This window comes from Variovorax sp. Soil_C_12, from assembly GCF_057657375.1.
The window spans coordinates 23,638-38,328 of the sequence record NZ_JBDGIO010000009.1; the positions used below are offsets into that span (position 1 = coordinate 23,638).

A 14,691-nucleotide genomic window follows, 5' to 3' on the forward strand; every position below is an offset into this window, starting at 1 on the left:
CAATCACCATCCCGGAACACCATGGACAACACGCCCGACAACCTGGAGGATCTCTTTGCCCACAACCGCACTTGGTCGGCGCGCATGGAGCGCGATCGTCCCGGCTTCTTCACCAGCCTGGTGAAGCAGCAGACGCCCAAGTACATGTGGATCGGCTGCTCCGACAGCCGCGTGCCCGCCAACCAGATCACCGGGCTGGAGCCGGGCGAAGTGTTCGTACACCGCAACGTCGCCAACATCGTGGTGCACTCCGACCTCAACGCGCTGTCGGCGATCCAGTTCGCGGTCGAGCGGCTCAAGGTCCAGCACATCATGGTGGTGGGCCACTACGGCTGCGCCGGCGTCAAGGCGGCGCTCGAGGGCGCGCGCATCGGCCTGGCCGACAACTGGATCCGCCACATCCAGGACGTGCGCGACCGCCACCGCGTGCTGCTCAATTCCCTGCCCGAAGACCTGCGCGCCGATGCCTTGTGCGAGCTCAACGTCACGGAGCAGGTGGTCAACGTCGCGGTCAGCACCGTGATGGAGGATGCCTGGAGCCGCGGGCAGGCCGTGTCCATCCACGGCTGGGCCTTCGGCGTGCACGACGGGCTGCTGCAGGACCTGGGCATGACGATCAACGGCATCAAGCCGGTCGAGTCCCTATACAAGGCTGCGGTGCAGCGCATCCGCTACAAGTGGAGCAAGCGGGCCGAGGAGCCCCAGACCGATGCCGACACCGCGCAGGCCGAGCCCTGAGGCCTGAGCCCCGCCCATGTTCCCGCAGCGCCTCGATTCCCCGCTCGCCTATGACATCGCCAAGGCGATGCGCGACGGCTTCGATCGCCACTACCGCCTCTTCCGCGCCGAGTCGGCGCGCGCCAAGCACCGCTTCGAGACCGCGGACTGGCACGGCCAGCAGCGGGCGCAGCGCGAGCGCATCGAGTTCTACGACCTGCGGGTGAGCGAAGCCGTGGCCCGGCTCGAGAAGGAGTTCAAGGCCGGCGAGCAGCCCATGGACGTGTGGCACCAGGTCAAGCTGCACTTCATCGGCCTCCTGGTCGACCACCACCAGCCCGAGCTGGCCGAGACCTTCTTCAATTCGGTCACCACGAAGATCCTGCACCGCGCCTACTTCCAGAACGACTTCATCTTCGTGCGGCCGGCCATCAGCACCGAGTACATCGAGCCGCGCGGCGCGCCCACCTACCGCGCCTACTATCCCCAGCAGCTCACGCTGGCCGACACGGTCGGCCAGCTGCTCGAGGACTACGCGCTGCAGGGCCGCTACGCCGACATCCGGCGCGATGCCGAGCGCGTGGCCGCGGCCATCCTCGGGCGCTTCCACCAGGTCAAGCTGCGCGCCAACTTCCAGCTGCAGGTGCTGTCGGGGCTGTTCTATCGCAACAAGGGCGCCTACGTGGTGGGCAAGATCATCAACGGCTTCCTCGAGCTGCCCTTCGCGCTGCCGATCCTGCACGACCGCGCCGGCAAGTTCTACATCGACGCGGCGCTCTTCGGCGAGGAAGACCTGCAGATGCTCTTCAGCTTCGCGCGGGCCTACTTCATGGTCGACATGGAGGTGCCATCGGCCTATGTGCAGTTCCTGCGCTCGCTGATGCCGCGCAAGCCGCGCGCCGAGATCTACAACGCCCTCGGGCTGGCCAAGCAGGGCAAGACGCTCTTCTACCGCGACTTCCTCTATCACCTGAACTACTCGACGGACCGGTTCCGCACCGCGCCCGGCATCAAGGGCATGGTGATGCTGGTGTTCGACCTTCCCTCCTTCCCCTACGTGTTCAAGCTGATCAAGGACTTCTATCCGCCGCAGAAGGACACCACGCGCGAGCAGATCAAGAGCAAGTACATGCTGGTCAAGCAGCACGACCGCGTGGGCCGCATGGCCGACACGCTGGAGTACAGCGACGTCGGCTTCCCGCTGGACCGCTTCGAGCCCGCGCTGATCGAGGAGATCAAGCAATTCGCGCCCAGCCAGCTCGAGATCGGCGACCGCGACGGCAACGGGGAGATGGAGGTGGTGCTCAAGCATGTCTACATCGAGCGCCGCATGATCCCGCTCAACATCTACCTGCAGGAGGCCTTCGACCAGCTGGAGCATCCCGAGCATGCCCACCGGGCGGGCAAGCAGCTGGAGCACGCGGTCATCGAGTACGGCAATGCCATCAAGGACATGGTTGCGGCGAACATCTTCCCCGGCGACATGCTGTGGAAGAACTTCGGCGTCACGCGCGGCGGCAAGGTGGTGTTCTATGACTACGACGAGATCGAGTACCTCACCGACTGCAACTTCCGCCGCGTGCCGACCCCGGTCCACGAGGAGGACGAGTTGAGCGGCGAAGTCTGGTACTCGGTCGGCCCGAAAGACGTGTTCCCCGAGACCTTCGGCCCCTTCCTGCTCGGCAACCAGGCGGTGCGAGAGGCCTTCATGGCCCACCATGCCGACCTGCTCGACGCCGCCTTCTGGCAGAGCCACAAGGAGCGCATCCAGGCCGGGCAGATGCTCGATGTTTTCCCCTATGACGAGGCGCATCGCTTTCAGCACGATGGCCACGCGCCGTACTTTTGAAATCCACTTGAAAAGGAGCACTCCATGTCCGAATCCATCGTCATCGTCGGCGCCGCCCGCACCCCCATGGGCGGCTTCCAGGGCGACTTTTCTTCCCTTGCCGCGCACGACCTGGGCGGCGTGGCCATCAAGGCCGCCGTCGAGCGCGCGGGTATCGCGCCCGACACGGTCGGCGAGGTGCTGTTCGGCAACTGCCTGATGGCCGGCCAGGGCCAGGCGCCCGCGCGCCAGGCGGCCTACAAGGGCGGCCTGCCCGACAGCGCGGGCGCCGTCACGCTCAGCAAGATGTGCGGCTCGGCCATGAAGGCCGCAATGCTCGCGCACGACCTGCTGCTCGCGGGCACGCACGAGGTGATGGTCGCCGGCGGCATGGAGAGCATGACCAACGCGCCCTACCTCATGCTCAAGGGCCGCGGCGGCTACCGCATGGGCCACGACCGCATCTTCGACCACATGATGCTCGACGGCCTCGAAGACGCCTACCAGCCCGGCCGCTCCATGGGCACCTTCGGCGAGGACTGCGCGGCCAAGTACAAGTTCACGCGCGAGCAGCAGGATGCTTTCGCGATCGCCAGCGTGGAGCGCGCCAAGGCCGCCACCACTTCGGGCGCCTTCAAGGCCGAGATCGCGCCGGTTCTGGTCAAGGGTCGCGGTGGCGACACCCTGGTCGAGATCGACGAGGGTCCGGGCAAGGTCAAGCTCGACAAGATTCCCAGCCTCAAGCCGGCTTTCAAGAAGGAAGGCGGCACCATCACCGCCGCCTCCAGCTCCTCGATCAACGACGGCGCCGCCGCGCTGGTGATGATGACCGAGAGCACCGCGAAAAAACTGGGCGCCAAGCCCATCGCCCGCATCCTCGGCCATGCCACTCACGCGCAGCAGCCGGAGTGGTTCTCGACCGCGCCGGTGGGTGCAGTGGCCAAGCTCTTCAAGAAGACCGGCTGGGGCGTGAAGGACGTGGACCTGTGGGAGGTCAACGAGGCCTTCGCCGTCGTGCCGATGGCGCTGATGCACGAGCTCGACGTCTCGCACGCAGTGGTCAACGTGCATGGGGGCGCCTGCGCGCTGGGCCATCCCATCGGCGCCAGCGGCGCGCGCATCATGGTCACGCTCATCCATGCGCTCCAGCAAAAGGGCAAGAAGCGCGGCGTCGCCACCCTGTGCATCGGTGGTGGCGAGGGCACGGCGATCGCGCTCGAACTGGTCTGAAACAGGCGGGCACGATAACTGCAGATACAGCACCGCGAAGGCGCTGACCATCGGCAAGGGGCGCCGTCGTTCGATGCGCAACTTGCCGATGCTGGAGTTTTTGTCTATGCCCTCACCGATCTCGCAGGCCCAGTTCAAGAAGCTTCGCCTGCTGTTGGGTCAAGGGCGCGTCGGTTCGGTCTACAGCTACCTGGCCGATCGCGGCTATTACTACGCATGCTGGGCCGCCGGCGAGGTCGATGGCAGTTCGCCGGCCGAGCTGCGGGTTGGCACGGTGCCGGGCCTGCGCCTGGAAACGGCGCAGGGCCTGAAGGCGAGCGAGCTCACGCAAATCCGGCTCGCCATGGGCTGTGGCTACCTCGACACCCTGGCCTTGCAGTTCGATCGAGGGCCCCTGGTCACCCGCGACGTCACTGCGGAGGAGACTGCCGAATTCCATGGTGAGGTCTTTCGCGCTCATTTCCTCGGCCTCAACGATTGGTCGCTTCACATCCCCTTCGAGCAACAGGAGAAGGCCGGCGGCCTCGAGGCGGTCGAGCGCTACTGGCAGGGCGTACTGCGCACCTCGGCGCAGCTGAATGCAAGGGCCATCGCCCGGGCCGCCGCGGCCTTGCTGGCCGCCTGACGTAATCCCGTACGGGCTGACACTTTTTGCCGTTTTTCGGCGGCCTGTGACATTTCTTGGCCAGCGGCGGGCGCGGGTCGGGCAGGGCGAGCGCTCCCTAGAATGGTGGATTCCCTACTCTCGGAGACACCCTTCATGCACTTGGCCGTTCATCGCAACGCGCTTGCCGCGCTGCTCGCCGCCGCTTCCCTCACCCCCGCAGCCTGGAGCCAGACGCGTGACGACGCGTTGTTCAGTGCCGCCACGGCCGAGCAGCCCGCGGTGGTCAAGACGCTGGAGCGGCTGGTCAACATCGAGACCGGCACTGGCGACGCCGAAGGCCTGGCCGCGGCCGGCAAGTACCTCGAGGACGAGCTCAAGGCCCTGGGCTTCACCGTCACGCGCAGCAAGTCGGCCGGCATCGTGGTCGGCGACAACATCGTCGGCAAGCTCAAGGGCAAGGGCGGCAAGAACATCCTCCTGATGGCGCACATGGACACCGTCTACCTGAAGGGCATCCTGGCCAAGGCGCCCTTCCGCGTGGAGGGCAACAAGGCCTACGGTCCCGGCATCGCCGACGACAAGGGTGGCAATGCCGTGATCCTGCATACGCTCAAGCTGCTGAAGGCGCGCGGCTTCCAGGACTTCGGCACGATCACGGTGCTCTTCAACACCGACGAGGAAAAAGGGTCCTTCGGCTCGCGCGACCTGATCCAGGAAGAGGCCAAGGCCAGCGACTACGTGCTGTCCTTCGAGCCCACCAGCGCCGAGTCCGAGAAGCTCTCGCTGGGCACTTCGGGCATCGCCTACCTGCAGGTCAACATCAAGGGCAAGGCCTCGCATGCGGGCGCCGCGCCCGAGCTCGGCGTCAACGCGCTGGTCGAGGCCTCCGACCTGGTGCTGCGCACCATGGACCTCGACGACAAGGAGAAGAACCTGCGCTTCAACTGGACCATCGCCAAGGCCGGCGCCGTCTCCAACATCATCCCCGACAGCGCCAGCCTGAACGCCGACGTGCGCTATGCGCGCAACGAGGATCTCGACGCCGCGATGAAGACGCTGGAGGAACGCGCGCAGAAGAAGAAGCTCAAGGACGCCGAGGTCAAGGTGCTGGTCACCCGGGGGCGCCCGGCATTCAATGCGGGCGAGGGCGGCAGGAAGCTGGTCGACAAGGCCGTGGCCTATTACAAGGAGGCCGGCGGCACGTTGGGCATCGAGGAGCGCACCGGCGGCGGCACCGACGCCGCGTACGCCGCGCTTTCGGGCAAGCCGGTGATCGAGAGCCTGGGCTTGCCCGGTTTCGGCTACCACAGCGACCTGGCCGAGTACGTGATGATCGACGCCATTCCGCGCCGCCTGTACATGGCCAGCAAGCTGATCATGGACCTGGGCGCTTCGAAGTAACCGCCCTCAAGGAATCGCCATGCTGCTGACCCCCGACCAGGAAGCGATCCGCGACGCGGTGCGCGCCTTCGCTCAGGCCGAGCTCTGGCCGAACGCGCCGCGCTGGGACCGCGAGCACCTCTTTCCGAAGGAAGCTCACGCGGGCCTGGCGGCGCTGGGCGCCTACGGCATCTGCGTGCCGGAAGAGGACGGCGGCGCCGGCCTCGACTACCTCACGCTGGCCCTCGTGCTGGAAGAGATCGCGGCCGGCGACGGCGGCACCAGCACCGCCATCAGCGTCACCAACTGCCCGGTCAACGCCATCCTCATGCGCTACGGCAACGCGCAGCAGAAGAAGCAATGGCTGCAGCCGCTGGCGCAGGGGCAGATGCTGGGCGCCTTCTGCCTGACCGAGCCGCAGGCCGGCAGCGATGCCTCCTCGCTGCGCACCACCGCGCGCAAGGATGCGGACGGCTGGGTGATCGACGGTGTCAAGCAGTTCATCACCAGCGGCAAGAACGGGCAGGTGGCGATCGTGATCGCCGTCACCGACAAGGGCGCCGGCAAGCGCGGCATGAGCGCCTTCATCGTGCCCACCGACGCGCCGGGCTACACCGTGGCGCGCCTGGAGGACAAGCTGGGCCAGCATTCCAGCGACACCGCGCAGATCAACTTCGACGCCTGCCGCATCCCGGCCGAGAACCTGATCGGCCAGGAAGGCGAGGGCTACAAGATCGCGCTCGGCGCGCTGGAGGGCGGCCGCATCGGCATCGCCGCGCAGAGCGTGGGCATGGCGCGCAGCGCCTTCGAGGCGGCACTGGCCTATGCCAAGGAGCGCCAGGCCTTCGGCGGCCCGATCTTCGAGCAGCAGGCCGTGGGCTTCAGGCTGGCGGACTGCGCGACCCAGCTCGAGGCCGCGCGCCAGCTGATCTGGCATGCGGCCAGCCTGCGCGACGCCGGGCTGCACTGCCTGAAGGAAGCGGCCATGGCCAAGCTGTTCGCCAGCGAGATGGCCGAGCGCGTCTGCAGCGCCGCCATCCAGACGCTCGGCGGCTACGGCTACGTCAACGACTTCCCGCTGGAGCGCATCTACCGCGACGTGCGGGTGTGCCAGATCTACGAAGGCACGTCCGACATCCAGAAGCTCCTGATCCAGCGAGCGCTGGCCTGAAGCGCTGCTGCGGCTGTCATCGATACGGATGACAGACAAGCGCGGCATGGCGCCGCACCATGGAGCCTTCGTTCCATTGAAGCGTCCCGCCATGCCCATCGACCCCCGCGTTCCGTCCGTCCGCGCCGCAGTGCTCGCGTTGTGCGCTGCCGCCTTTGCTTCGTCCGCGAGTGCGCAGGGCGCGCCGCTGGACATTGACACGCTGACCGCCAGCGAAGCCGCGCAGCGCCTGTGCGCCGGCTCGCTCACCAGCGAGCAGCTGGTGACGGCCTACCTCGCCCAGGCCAAGGCCAAGCCGCAGCTCAATGCCTTCATCACGCTGGACGAGGCCGGCGCCCTGAAGGCCGCGCGGGCCTCCGATGCGGCGCGCCGGCGCGGCGGCCCCTGCAAGCCGCTGGGCGGGCTGCCGGTGGCGATCAAGGACAACATCCAGGTCCAGGGCCTGCCGGCCAGCGCCGGCACGCCCGCGCTCAAGGGCTTCGTGGCGAGCGCCGACGCGCCGGTGGTCGCCAAGCTGCGCGCGGCCGGCGCCGTGGTGCTGGGCAAGACCCACATGCACGAGCTGGCCTTCGGCGTCAGCGGTTACAACCCGGCCTTCCAGACCGGGCCCGACGTGGGTGTGCGCAATGCTTACGATGCGACGCGCGTCGCCGGCGGCTCCTCCTCGGGCAACGGCGCGGCGCTGGGTGCGCGCATGGCGCCGGCCGCGCTGGGCACCGACACCGGCGGCTCGGTGCGCATTCCCTGCGCCTTCAACGGCTGCGCCGCGCTGCGTCCCACCGTGGGCCGCTATTCCCAGCAGGGCATCGTGCCGATCTCGCACACGCGCGACACGGCCGGGCCGATGGCGCTCTCGGTGGCTGACCTGGCGCTGCTGGACCGCGTCATCGCCGGCGGCGCGCCGGTGGTGCCGGCGGACCTCAAGCGCGTGCGGCTGGGCGTCGCCAAGGGCTTCTACGCCAACCTCGACGAGGACACGCGCGCGGCCACCGATGCGGCGCTGGCGAAGCTGCGCGGCGCGGGCGTCACGCTGGTCGACGTCGACATGCCGAAGCTGGCCGAGCTCAATGGCGCCGTCAGCTTCCCCGTCGCGCTCTACGAGATCCATGACGACCTCGCGGCCTACCTGCAGAAATACCGCGCCGGCGTCGACATCCGCCAGGTGGCCGCGGGCATCGCCAGTCCCGACGTCAAGGGCACCTTCGAAGGCCTGGTGCTGGCGCGCAAGCTGCCGGCGGCGCAAGGCGTGGTCGATGCCAAGCCGGCCTACGACAACGCGATGCGCAAGGCGCGGCCGGCGCTGCAGAAGCTCTATCGCGACACCTTCAAGAAGCACCGGCTCGACGCGCTGGTCTTTCCCACCGTGCCGCGCGTGGCGCTGGCCGCCACGCCCGAGTCCAGCAGCATCGAGAACTTCGGCCTCTTGATCCAGAACACCGACCCCGGCAGCAACGCCGGCATCCCCGGCCTGCAGTTGCCCGCCGGGCTGGGCGCCGCGAGCGGCCTGCCCGTGGGGCTGGAGCTCGACGGGCCCGCGGGCAGCGATCGCCGGTTGTTGGCGGTGGGGCTGGCGGTCGAAGGGGTGCTGGGCCGGCTGCCTGCGCCGGCCAAATAGGGGCAGCTCAACGCCCCGGCACCCACGCCGCCAACGCCGAGCGCCGCTCGATGCCCAGCTTGGCGAAGATGCGCCGCAGGTAGGTGCGCACCGTCGGCACGCCGACGCCCGCGCGCCGCGCGATCTCCTTGTCGGTCAGCCCTTCGCACACCGCGTGCGCCACCTGCTGCTCACGCGCGCTCAGGCTGGCCCACGCCGCCTCGCGTGCGTCAGCGGGCGAGGCCTTTCGCTGCGCGCGCTGCAAGGCGCCGATGAAGGCCGGCTCGATCAGATCCAGCAACTCGGCCTCGTGCGCGCCGAAGTCCCCGCGCCCGCGCCTCCGCCAGATCCGAAGGTCGCCCAGTGCGCGCTCGCCGTCGAAGGCATGCAGGTTCATGCCCCAGTGCAGGCCGTCGCGCGACAGGAAGTCGTTGAAGAATGCGGTGCGCATCAGCGCGCGCTGCGGCATCACCTCGGTCACGCGGGTGGCATGGCGGCGCGATTGCAGCACGAAGGTGATAGGGTCGTGGTGCTGGTGCCACTGCGCATAGCGGTCGAGGTTGTCGGCCTCCATGTTCAGCGCGACCCGCTTCCCGAAAGTCCCGCTTTCCGCATCCCACACGAAGGAGGCGAACTGGTCCGCCCGCAGCAGATCCAGCAGTGCCCAGCCCATGCGTTCGCGGATTTCGCGCTCGCCCTGGTCCTGTGCGAGCAGCGCGAAGATGCCGCGAAGCGCCTGCTGTTCCGAAGCCTTCAGATACATGGCCGTTCTCCTCGTCCTTGCCGAGCCTAGGCCGCGAGCAAGCATCGCGCCACCGGGCGATTCAGGGGTTGCACAATGCGCGCACCCGCCGAAGCCCTCGATGCCCAGATCCGCACCCGATCCCTGCCCCTGCGGCCGCCGCGACCCCCGCGGCGCCGTGCTTGCCTATGCCGGCTGCTGCGGCCGCTACCTGGACGACTTCGCAAGCACGCCGGCTCCAGACGCCGAAACGCTGATGCGCTCGCGCTACACCGCCTTCGTGCGGGAGCGGGCCGACTACCTGCTGGCGACCTGGCATCCCTCGTATCGCCCGGAGCACCTGGACTTCGAGCCCGGCGCGAAATGGCTGGGCCTGGAGGTGCGCGCCCATGTCGAGCGCGATGCCCTCCATGCCGAAGTCCAGTTCGTGGCCCGCCAGCGCAGCCGCTCCGGCGCAGCCACCCGTCTTGCGGAGCGCAGCCGCTTCGTGCGCGAGGAGGGGGAGGGCGGCCTCCTCCGTTGGTACTACCTCGACGGGGTGATGCGCTGAATCGCCGCCGCGCTTCCAATACTCGGACTGGCTGATCGAGCCTGGCATCCTTGCTACTGATTCGATAGCAAGGCGGCGCATTGTGCGCGAATCGGAGACAGTCCGATTCCTTTTGGCTACTTTATCCGCGGCGCCTCGGGCCCCACACTCCTTCCAGTCTCAGAGAAATACCGCACCGAGGGCACCATGGCAACGAAGTACAGCACGATCACCATCCCGACCGCATCCCGCAGGATCGGCGCGATGCTGGCCGCGCCGATCGCCGCCTGTGCCCTCTGGCTGGCCGCGCCGGCTGCCCATGCCGACGAACTCACGGTCACCCCCTTCTCCAGCGCTCGCGGTGCCCAGGCGCCCCAGCCCTGGCGCTTCACGAGCCTGCCCAACAAGACGCCCACCCGCTTCGAGGTGATCCAGGAGGGCGCGCAGAAGGTGCTGAAGGTCGAGGCCGACCAGTCCTACGGCAACCTCGTGCATGCCACCCGCGTGCCGCTCAACCCCTCTACCACCCTGGCCTGGCGCTGGCGCGTCGACAGCTTCGTGGAGGATGCCAACCTGCGCACCCGTGCCGGCGACGACGGCGCCGCCAAGCTCTGCGTCTTCTTCGACTTTCCGGCCGAGCGCCTGTCCTTCGGCGAACGCACCCGCCTGGCGCTGGCGCGCCGTACCACCGGCGAAGAGGTGCCCAGCGAAGCGCTGTGCTACGTGTGGGACAAGAAGGAAGCCAAGGGCACCTCGCTCGTCAACGCCTTCACCCAGCGCATGCGCATGGTGGTGCTCGAGTCCGGCCCAGCGGCCGACAAGGCCGCCTTCGTGAGCGAGCGCCGCAACCTGCTGGCCGACTACAAGCGCGCCTTCGGCGACGAGGCCGGCGACACGCTGCCCGACGTGGTGGCGGTCGCGGTCTCGGCCGACGCGGACAACACTCAGGGCCACGGCCTGGCCTATTTCACGGACATCGACCTGCGCGGCTTCGCGACGACGCGCAGCGCCGGGTTCGTGCTACCGCCGGCGCGCGCCGGCTCGGCGGAATAGCGATGAACGATCTCGTCGCTCTTCTCTCCGCGCAGGGCGCCGCCGTGGTCTTCCTGGCCACGCTGGCGACCCGCCTGGGCGCGCCGGTGCCGGCAGCGCCCTTTCTCGTCGTGGCCGGCGGGCTCGCCGTCGGCGGACAGCTGTCCTTCATCGCCGTGCTGCTGGCCGCCGTGCTCGGCAACATCCTCGGCGACGGCGCCTGGTTCCTGGCCGGGCGCCGCTGGGGCTACCGCGTGATGCGCTTCCTCTGCCGCATCTCGCTGTCGGCCGACACCTGCGTGCGGCGCAGCGAGTCCATCCTCGGCCGCTGGGGCGGGCTGTCGCTGATCGCGGCCAAGTTCGTGCCGGGCGTCTCGGTGGTGGCGCCGCCGATGGCGGGTGCCCTGGGCATGTCGAACACGCGCTTCTTGACCTACGAGACGCTCGCGGCGCTGATCTGGTCGCTGGGCTTCCTGGCGCTCGGCGGAGTGTTCCATGCTGCGATCCAGGACGTGCTGGCGGTGATGTCCAGCGTCGGCCTCACGGCCACGCTGGTTGGCGCACTGCTGCTGGCCGTCTTCGTCGCCTGGCGTTACCGCGAGCGGCGCATCGCGCGGCAGATCGAGGATATCGAGCACGTCGAGGTCGCCGCGCTGCGCGAGGCTTTGGCGATCGGCGCGCGCCTCGTGGTGGTCGATCTGCGCTCCGCCGAAACGCGCAAGATCGACGACCGGACCGTGCCAGGCGCCGTCGGCATCACCTATGGTGAACTGGACGATCGCCTGGCCGAGCTGCAGGCCGCGCGCGAGCTGGTGGTGTTCTGCGACTGCCCGAACGACGAGACCGCCATCGCCGCCGCGCGACTGCTGTCCAAGGCCGGCCTGCCGCGCGTGCGCGTGCTGGCCGGCGGCATCGCGGCCTGGGCTGCTGCCGAGGCGCTGGATTCGCAGCCGGCCCCGCTCGACGCCGACGTGCCGCGGGACGTCGCCGCGCATCCCGCTTGATCCCTTTCGGGCACGGGGCCTAGAATCGGTCCCGCTCCGGGGTGCACGCGCGATGCGTACTGAGATGGCCAAGCGGCCGAACCCGCGAACTTGATCTGGTTCATACCAGCGTAAGAAGAGCTGCGACTCCCCGGCCACGGAACCCTCCCATTTCCGCCGCGCCGATCCGGAGCGATCGCGGAGCACCCATCCAACCGAAGGAGTGCCCCGCATGAATGCCCCTGACAAGTTCGCCTCGCTGCTTACGCTGACGCGCGAGCCTTTCCCCGCTTCCACCAAGAGCGCCATCGCGAGCCCGCGACGCCCCGACATCCAAGTCCCGGTGCGCGACGTGCGCCTGACCAACGGCGAAACCGTCTCCCTCTACGACACCTCGGGCCCGTACAGCGACCCGTCGGCCGACATCGACGTGCGCCGCGGCCTGCCCAGCGTGCGCGGCGGCTGGATTGCCGAGCGCAACGACACCGAGGCCTACATCGGCCGCATCCGCCAGATGCTCGACGACGGCGCCACCCACGCCGACCGCGATGCGCAGAAGCTCGCCGAGCTGCGCGCCGCCGCCTCGGGGCTGCAGCGCCAGCCGCGCCGCGCCTTGCCCGGCCGCAACGTGAGCCAGATGCACTACGCGCGCCGCGGCATCGTCACGCCCGAAATGGAGTACGTGGCGCTGCGCGAGAACGGCAAGCGCGAATGGATGGCCGAGTACATGGCCGACGCCGCACGCGAGAAGCGGCTCGCCGGCAACCCGATGGGCGCGCAGATCCCCAAGCTCATCACCCCCGAGTTCGTGCGCGACGAGGTGGCGCGCGGCCGCGCCATCATCCCGGCCAACATCAACCACCCCGAGGTGGAGCCGATGGCGATCGGGCGCAACTTCCTGGTGAAGATCAACGCCAACATCGGCAACTCGGCCGTCACCTCCAGCATCGAGGAAGAGGTGGAAAAACTGGTGTGGGCGATCCGCTGGGGCGCCGACAACGTGATGGACCTCTCCACCGGCCGCAACATCCACACCACCCGCGACTGGATCGTGCGCAACAGCCCGGTGCCCATCGGCACGGTGCCGATCTACCAGGCCCTCGAAAAGGTCGGCGGCGTGGCGGAAGACCTCACCTGGGAGATCTACCGCGACACGCTGATCGAGCAGGCCGAGCAGGGCGTCGACTACTTCACCATCCATGCGGGGCTGCGCCTGCCCTTCATCCACCTCACCGCGGACCGCCGCACCGGCATCGTCTCGCGCGGCGGCTCGATCATGGCCAAGTGGTGCATCGCGCATCACCGGGAGAGCTTCCTCTACACCCACTTCGAGGACATCTGCGAGATCATGAAGGCCTACGACGTGAGCTTCTCGCTCGGCGACGGCCTGCGCCCCGGCTGCGCCGCCGACGCCAACGACGAAGCCCAGTTCGCCGAGCTGCGCACGCTGGGCGAGCTGACGCAGATCGCCTGGAAGCACGACGTCCAGACCATGATCGAAGGCCCCGGCCACGTGCCCATGCACATGATCCAGGCCAACATGGACGAGCAGCTCAAGCACTGCCACGAGGCGCCCTTCTACACCCTGGGCCCGCTGACCATCGACATCGCGCCAGGCTACGACCACATCGCCAGCGCCATCGGCGCTGCGATGATCGGCTGGGCCGGCACCGCGATGCTGTGCTACGTCACGCCCAAGGAGCACCTGGGCCTGCCCGACCGCGAGGACGTGAAGCAGGGGATCATCGCGTACAAGATCGCGGCCCATGCCGCCGACGTGGCCAAGGGCCATCCGGGCGCGCGGGCGCGCGACGACGCGCTGTCCAAGGCGCGCTTCGAGTTCCGGTGGCAGGACCAGTTCAACCTCGGCCTGGACCCCGACACCGCGCGCGAATTCCACGACGAGACCCTGCCCAAGGACTCCAGCAAGGTGGCGCATTTCTGCTCCATGTGCGGCCCGAAGTTCTGCTCGATGAAGATCACGCAGGAAGTGCGCGAGTACGCGGCTGCGCGCGGCCTGGCCGCGGAAGAGGCGGTGGTCGACGGCATGGCGGGCAAGTCGGCCGAGTTCAAGGCGGCGGGCGGGGAGATGTACATCCCGATCCAGCCGGCTGCATAAGAGGGGGAACGGAGGGCTTTACCATCGCCCCCATGCCCTCCATCCCCTTCGATGCCGTCCTCTTCGACTGCGACGGCGTGCTCGTCGACTCCGAACCCATCACCAACCGCGTGCTCGCCGAGATGCTCGGCGAGCTCGGCTGGCAGCTCACGCTGGAGGAGGCGATGCGCACCTTCACCGGCAAGGCCGTCAAGGACGAGACCGCGCTGATCGAGACCATGACCGGCTTCACCGTCACCCCCGACTGGCTCGCCGAGTTCCGGGAGCGGCGCAATGCGGCGCTGGACCGCGAACTGGTCGAGATCGCCGGCGCGCCCGCCGCGGTGCGCAGCCTGCACGCGAGCACTGCCGGCCGCATCGCCTGCGCCTCGGGCGCCGACCGGTACAAGGTGCGGCTGCAGCTCGAGAAGATCGGCCTGCTCGACGCCTTCGAGGAGCGCATCTTCAGCGGCCACGAAACGCCGCGCTCCAAGCCGGCGCCGGACGTCTACCTGGCCGCGGCCGCGGCGCTGGGCGTGGACCCGGCCCGCTGCGCGGTAGTGGAGGACACGGTGACCGGTGCCACGGCCGGCGTTGCCGCTGGCGCCACGGTTTTCGGCTACAGCCCCTCAGACCTGGGCCACAGCGGGCCCGAGGCGCTGCGTGCGGTGGGGGTGGCCCATGTGTTCAGCGACATGGCGGAGTTGCCGGCGCTGCTGGCGGGGTGGCGCGGCGCTTCGGGTTGAGGCGGGAGGGGATGGCTGCTGTTTGCTGTCCGTT

At 68.7% G+C, this 14,691-nt stretch carries 13 protein-coding genes and 1 riboswitch; of the genes, 12 read left to right on the forward strand and 1 reads right to left on the reverse strand.

Annotation, left to right across the window (positions count from 1 at the left end; all coding sequences use genetic code 11):
- The first annotated feature begins 21 nt into the window (after positions 1-21).
- The 7 genes from can to iaaH all read left to right on the forward strand — a co-directional run bounded on the left by can (position 22) and on the right by iaaH (position 8,548).
- Positions 22-738: a carbonate dehydratase gene (gene can / locus AC3A6X_RS22875; RefSeq protein ID WP_487844359.1), complete on the forward strand. Its 717-nt coding sequence runs from the start codon at positions 22-24 to the stop codon at positions 736-738.
- Between the two features lie 16 nt (positions 739-754).
- Positions 755-2,566, forward strand: a complete 1,812-nt coding sequence (aceK, locus tag AC3A6X_RS22880; RefSeq protein WP_487844360.1) for a bifunctional isocitrate dehydrogenase kinase/phosphatase — start codon at positions 755-757, stop codon at positions 2,564-2,566.
- Between the two features lie 24 nt (positions 2,567-2,590).
- Positions 2,591-3,775 carry an acetyl-CoA C-acyltransferase gene (locus AC3A6X_RS22885; protein WP_487844361.1) on the forward strand — a complete coding sequence of 395 codons (1,185 nt, stop codon included), beginning with the start codon at positions 2,591-2,593 and terminating at the stop codon, positions 3,773-3,775.
- Positions 3,776-3,881: 106 nt separating this feature from the next.
- Entirely contained in the window at positions 3,882-4,400 is a 519-nt protein-coding gene (locus AC3A6X_RS22890; RefSeq protein ID WP_487844362.1) for a hypothetical protein, read from the forward strand.
- A gap of 135 nt (positions 4,401-4,535) precedes the next feature.
- Positions 4,536-5,783, forward strand: a complete 1,248-nt coding sequence (locus tag AC3A6X_RS22895) for a glutamate carboxypeptidase (RefSeq protein ID WP_487844363.1) — start codon at positions 4,536-4,538, stop codon at positions 5,781-5,783.
- A gap of 19 nt (positions 5,784-5,802) precedes the next feature.
- Positions 5,803-6,933, forward strand: a complete 1,131-nt coding sequence (locus AC3A6X_RS22900) for an acyl-CoA dehydrogenase family protein (RefSeq protein ID WP_487844364.1) — start codon at positions 5,803-5,805, stop codon at positions 6,931-6,933.
- A 91-nt stretch (positions 6,934-7,024) separates the two neighbouring features.
- A complete protein-coding gene (gene iaaH, locus AC3A6X_RS22905; RefSeq protein WP_487844365.1) occupies positions 7,025-8,548 on the forward strand; it encodes an indoleacetamide hydrolase in 1,524 nt (507 codons plus the stop codon).
- Positions 8,549-8,555: 7 nt separating this feature from the next.
- On the opposite strand, the gene AC3A6X_RS22910 is transcribed toward iaaH, so the two are convergent.
- Positions 8,556-9,290 carry a helix-turn-helix transcriptional regulator gene (locus AC3A6X_RS22910; RefSeq protein ID WP_487844366.1) on the reverse strand — a complete coding sequence of 245 codons (735 nt, stop codon included), beginning with the start codon at positions 9,288-9,290 and terminating at the stop codon, positions 8,556-8,558.
- A 100-nt stretch (positions 9,291-9,390) separates the two neighbouring features.
- Here AC3A6X_RS22910 and AC3A6X_RS22915 point away from each other — a divergent pair, with 100 nt between their 5' ends.
- From AC3A6X_RS22915 to AC3A6X_RS22935, 5 genes are all read left to right on the forward strand, one after another.
- Complete coding sequence (locus tag AC3A6X_RS22915; RefSeq protein WP_487844367.1) at positions 9,391-9,819, forward strand: YchJ family protein; 429 nt, start codon at positions 9,391-9,393, stop codon at positions 9,817-9,819.
- A 186-nt stretch (positions 9,820-10,005) separates the two neighbouring features.
- Entirely contained in the window at positions 10,006-10,851 is an 846-nt protein-coding gene (locus AC3A6X_RS22920) for a DUF3047 domain-containing protein (protein WP_487844368.1), read from the forward strand.
- Between the two features lie 2 nt (positions 10,852-10,853).
- Positions 10,854-11,834, forward strand: a complete 981-nt coding sequence (locus AC3A6X_RS22925) for a VTT domain-containing protein (protein WP_487844369.1) — start codon at positions 10,854-10,856, stop codon at positions 11,832-11,834.
- A 27-nt stretch (positions 11,835-11,861) separates the two neighbouring features.
- Positions 11,862-11,968: riboswitch (TPP riboswitch) on the forward strand.
- A gap of 77 nt (positions 11,969-12,045) precedes the next feature.
- The gene (gene thiC / locus AC3A6X_RS22930; RefSeq protein ID WP_487844370.1) at positions 12,046-13,932 is read left to right on the forward strand and encodes a phosphomethylpyrimidine synthase ThiC; all 1,887 of its coding nucleotides are present in this window, start codon (positions 12,046-12,048) and stop codon (positions 13,930-13,932) included.
- Positions 13,933-13,964: 32 nt separating this feature from the next.
- Positions 13,965-14,657, forward strand: a complete 693-nt coding sequence (locus tag AC3A6X_RS22935; protein ID WP_487844371.1) for an HAD family hydrolase — start codon at positions 13,965-13,967, stop codon at positions 14,655-14,657.
- The last annotated feature ends 34 nt before the right edge of the window (positions 14,658-14,691 follow it).

Bases quoted from the DNA above. Each gene is read 5' to 3' on its own strand.
- can (WP_487844359.1), top strand. From the start codon at position 22: ATGGACAACACGCCCGACAACCTGGAGGATCTCTTTGCCCACAACCGC.
- aceK (WP_487844360.1), top strand. From the start codon at position 755: ATGTTCCCGCAGCGCCTCGATTCCCCGCTCGCCTATGACATCGCCAAG.
- AC3A6X_RS22885 (WP_487844361.1), top strand. From the start codon at position 2,591: ATGTCCGAATCCATCGTCATCGTCGGCGCCGCCCGCACCCCCATGGGC.
- AC3A6X_RS22890 (WP_487844362.1), top strand. From the start codon at position 3,882: ATGCCCTCACCGATCTCGCAGGCCCAGTTCAAGAAGCTTCGCCTGCTG.
- AC3A6X_RS22895 (WP_487844363.1), top strand. From the start codon at position 4,536: ATGCACTTGGCCGTTCATCGCAACGCGCTTGCCGCGCTGCTCGCCGCC.
- AC3A6X_RS22900 (WP_487844364.1), top strand. From the start codon at position 5,803: ATGCTGCTGACCCCCGACCAGGAAGCGATCCGCGACGCGGTGCGCGCC.
- iaaH (WP_487844365.1), top strand. From the start codon at position 7,025: ATGCCCATCGACCCCCGCGTTCCGTCCGTCCGCGCCGCAGTGCTCGCG.
- AC3A6X_RS22910 (WP_487844366.1), bottom strand. From the start codon at position 9,290: ATGTATCTGAAGGCTTCGGAACAGCAGGCGCTTCGCGGCATCTTCGCG.
- AC3A6X_RS22915 (WP_487844367.1), top strand. From the start codon at position 9,391: ATGCCCAGATCCGCACCCGATCCCTGCCCCTGCGGCCGCCGCGACCCC.
- AC3A6X_RS22920 (WP_487844368.1), top strand. From the start codon at position 10,006: ATGGCAACGAAGTACAGCACGATCACCATCCCGACCGCATCCCGCAGG.
- AC3A6X_RS22925 (WP_487844369.1), top strand. From the start codon at position 10,854: ATGAACGATCTCGTCGCTCTTCTCTCCGCGCAGGGCGCCGCCGTGGTC.
- thiC (WP_487844370.1), top strand. From the start codon at position 12,046: ATGAATGCCCCTGACAAGTTCGCCTCGCTGCTTACGCTGACGCGCGAG.
- AC3A6X_RS22935 (WP_487844371.1), top strand. From the start codon at position 13,965: ATGCCCTCCATCCCCTTCGATGCCGTCCTCTTCGACTGCGACGGCGTG.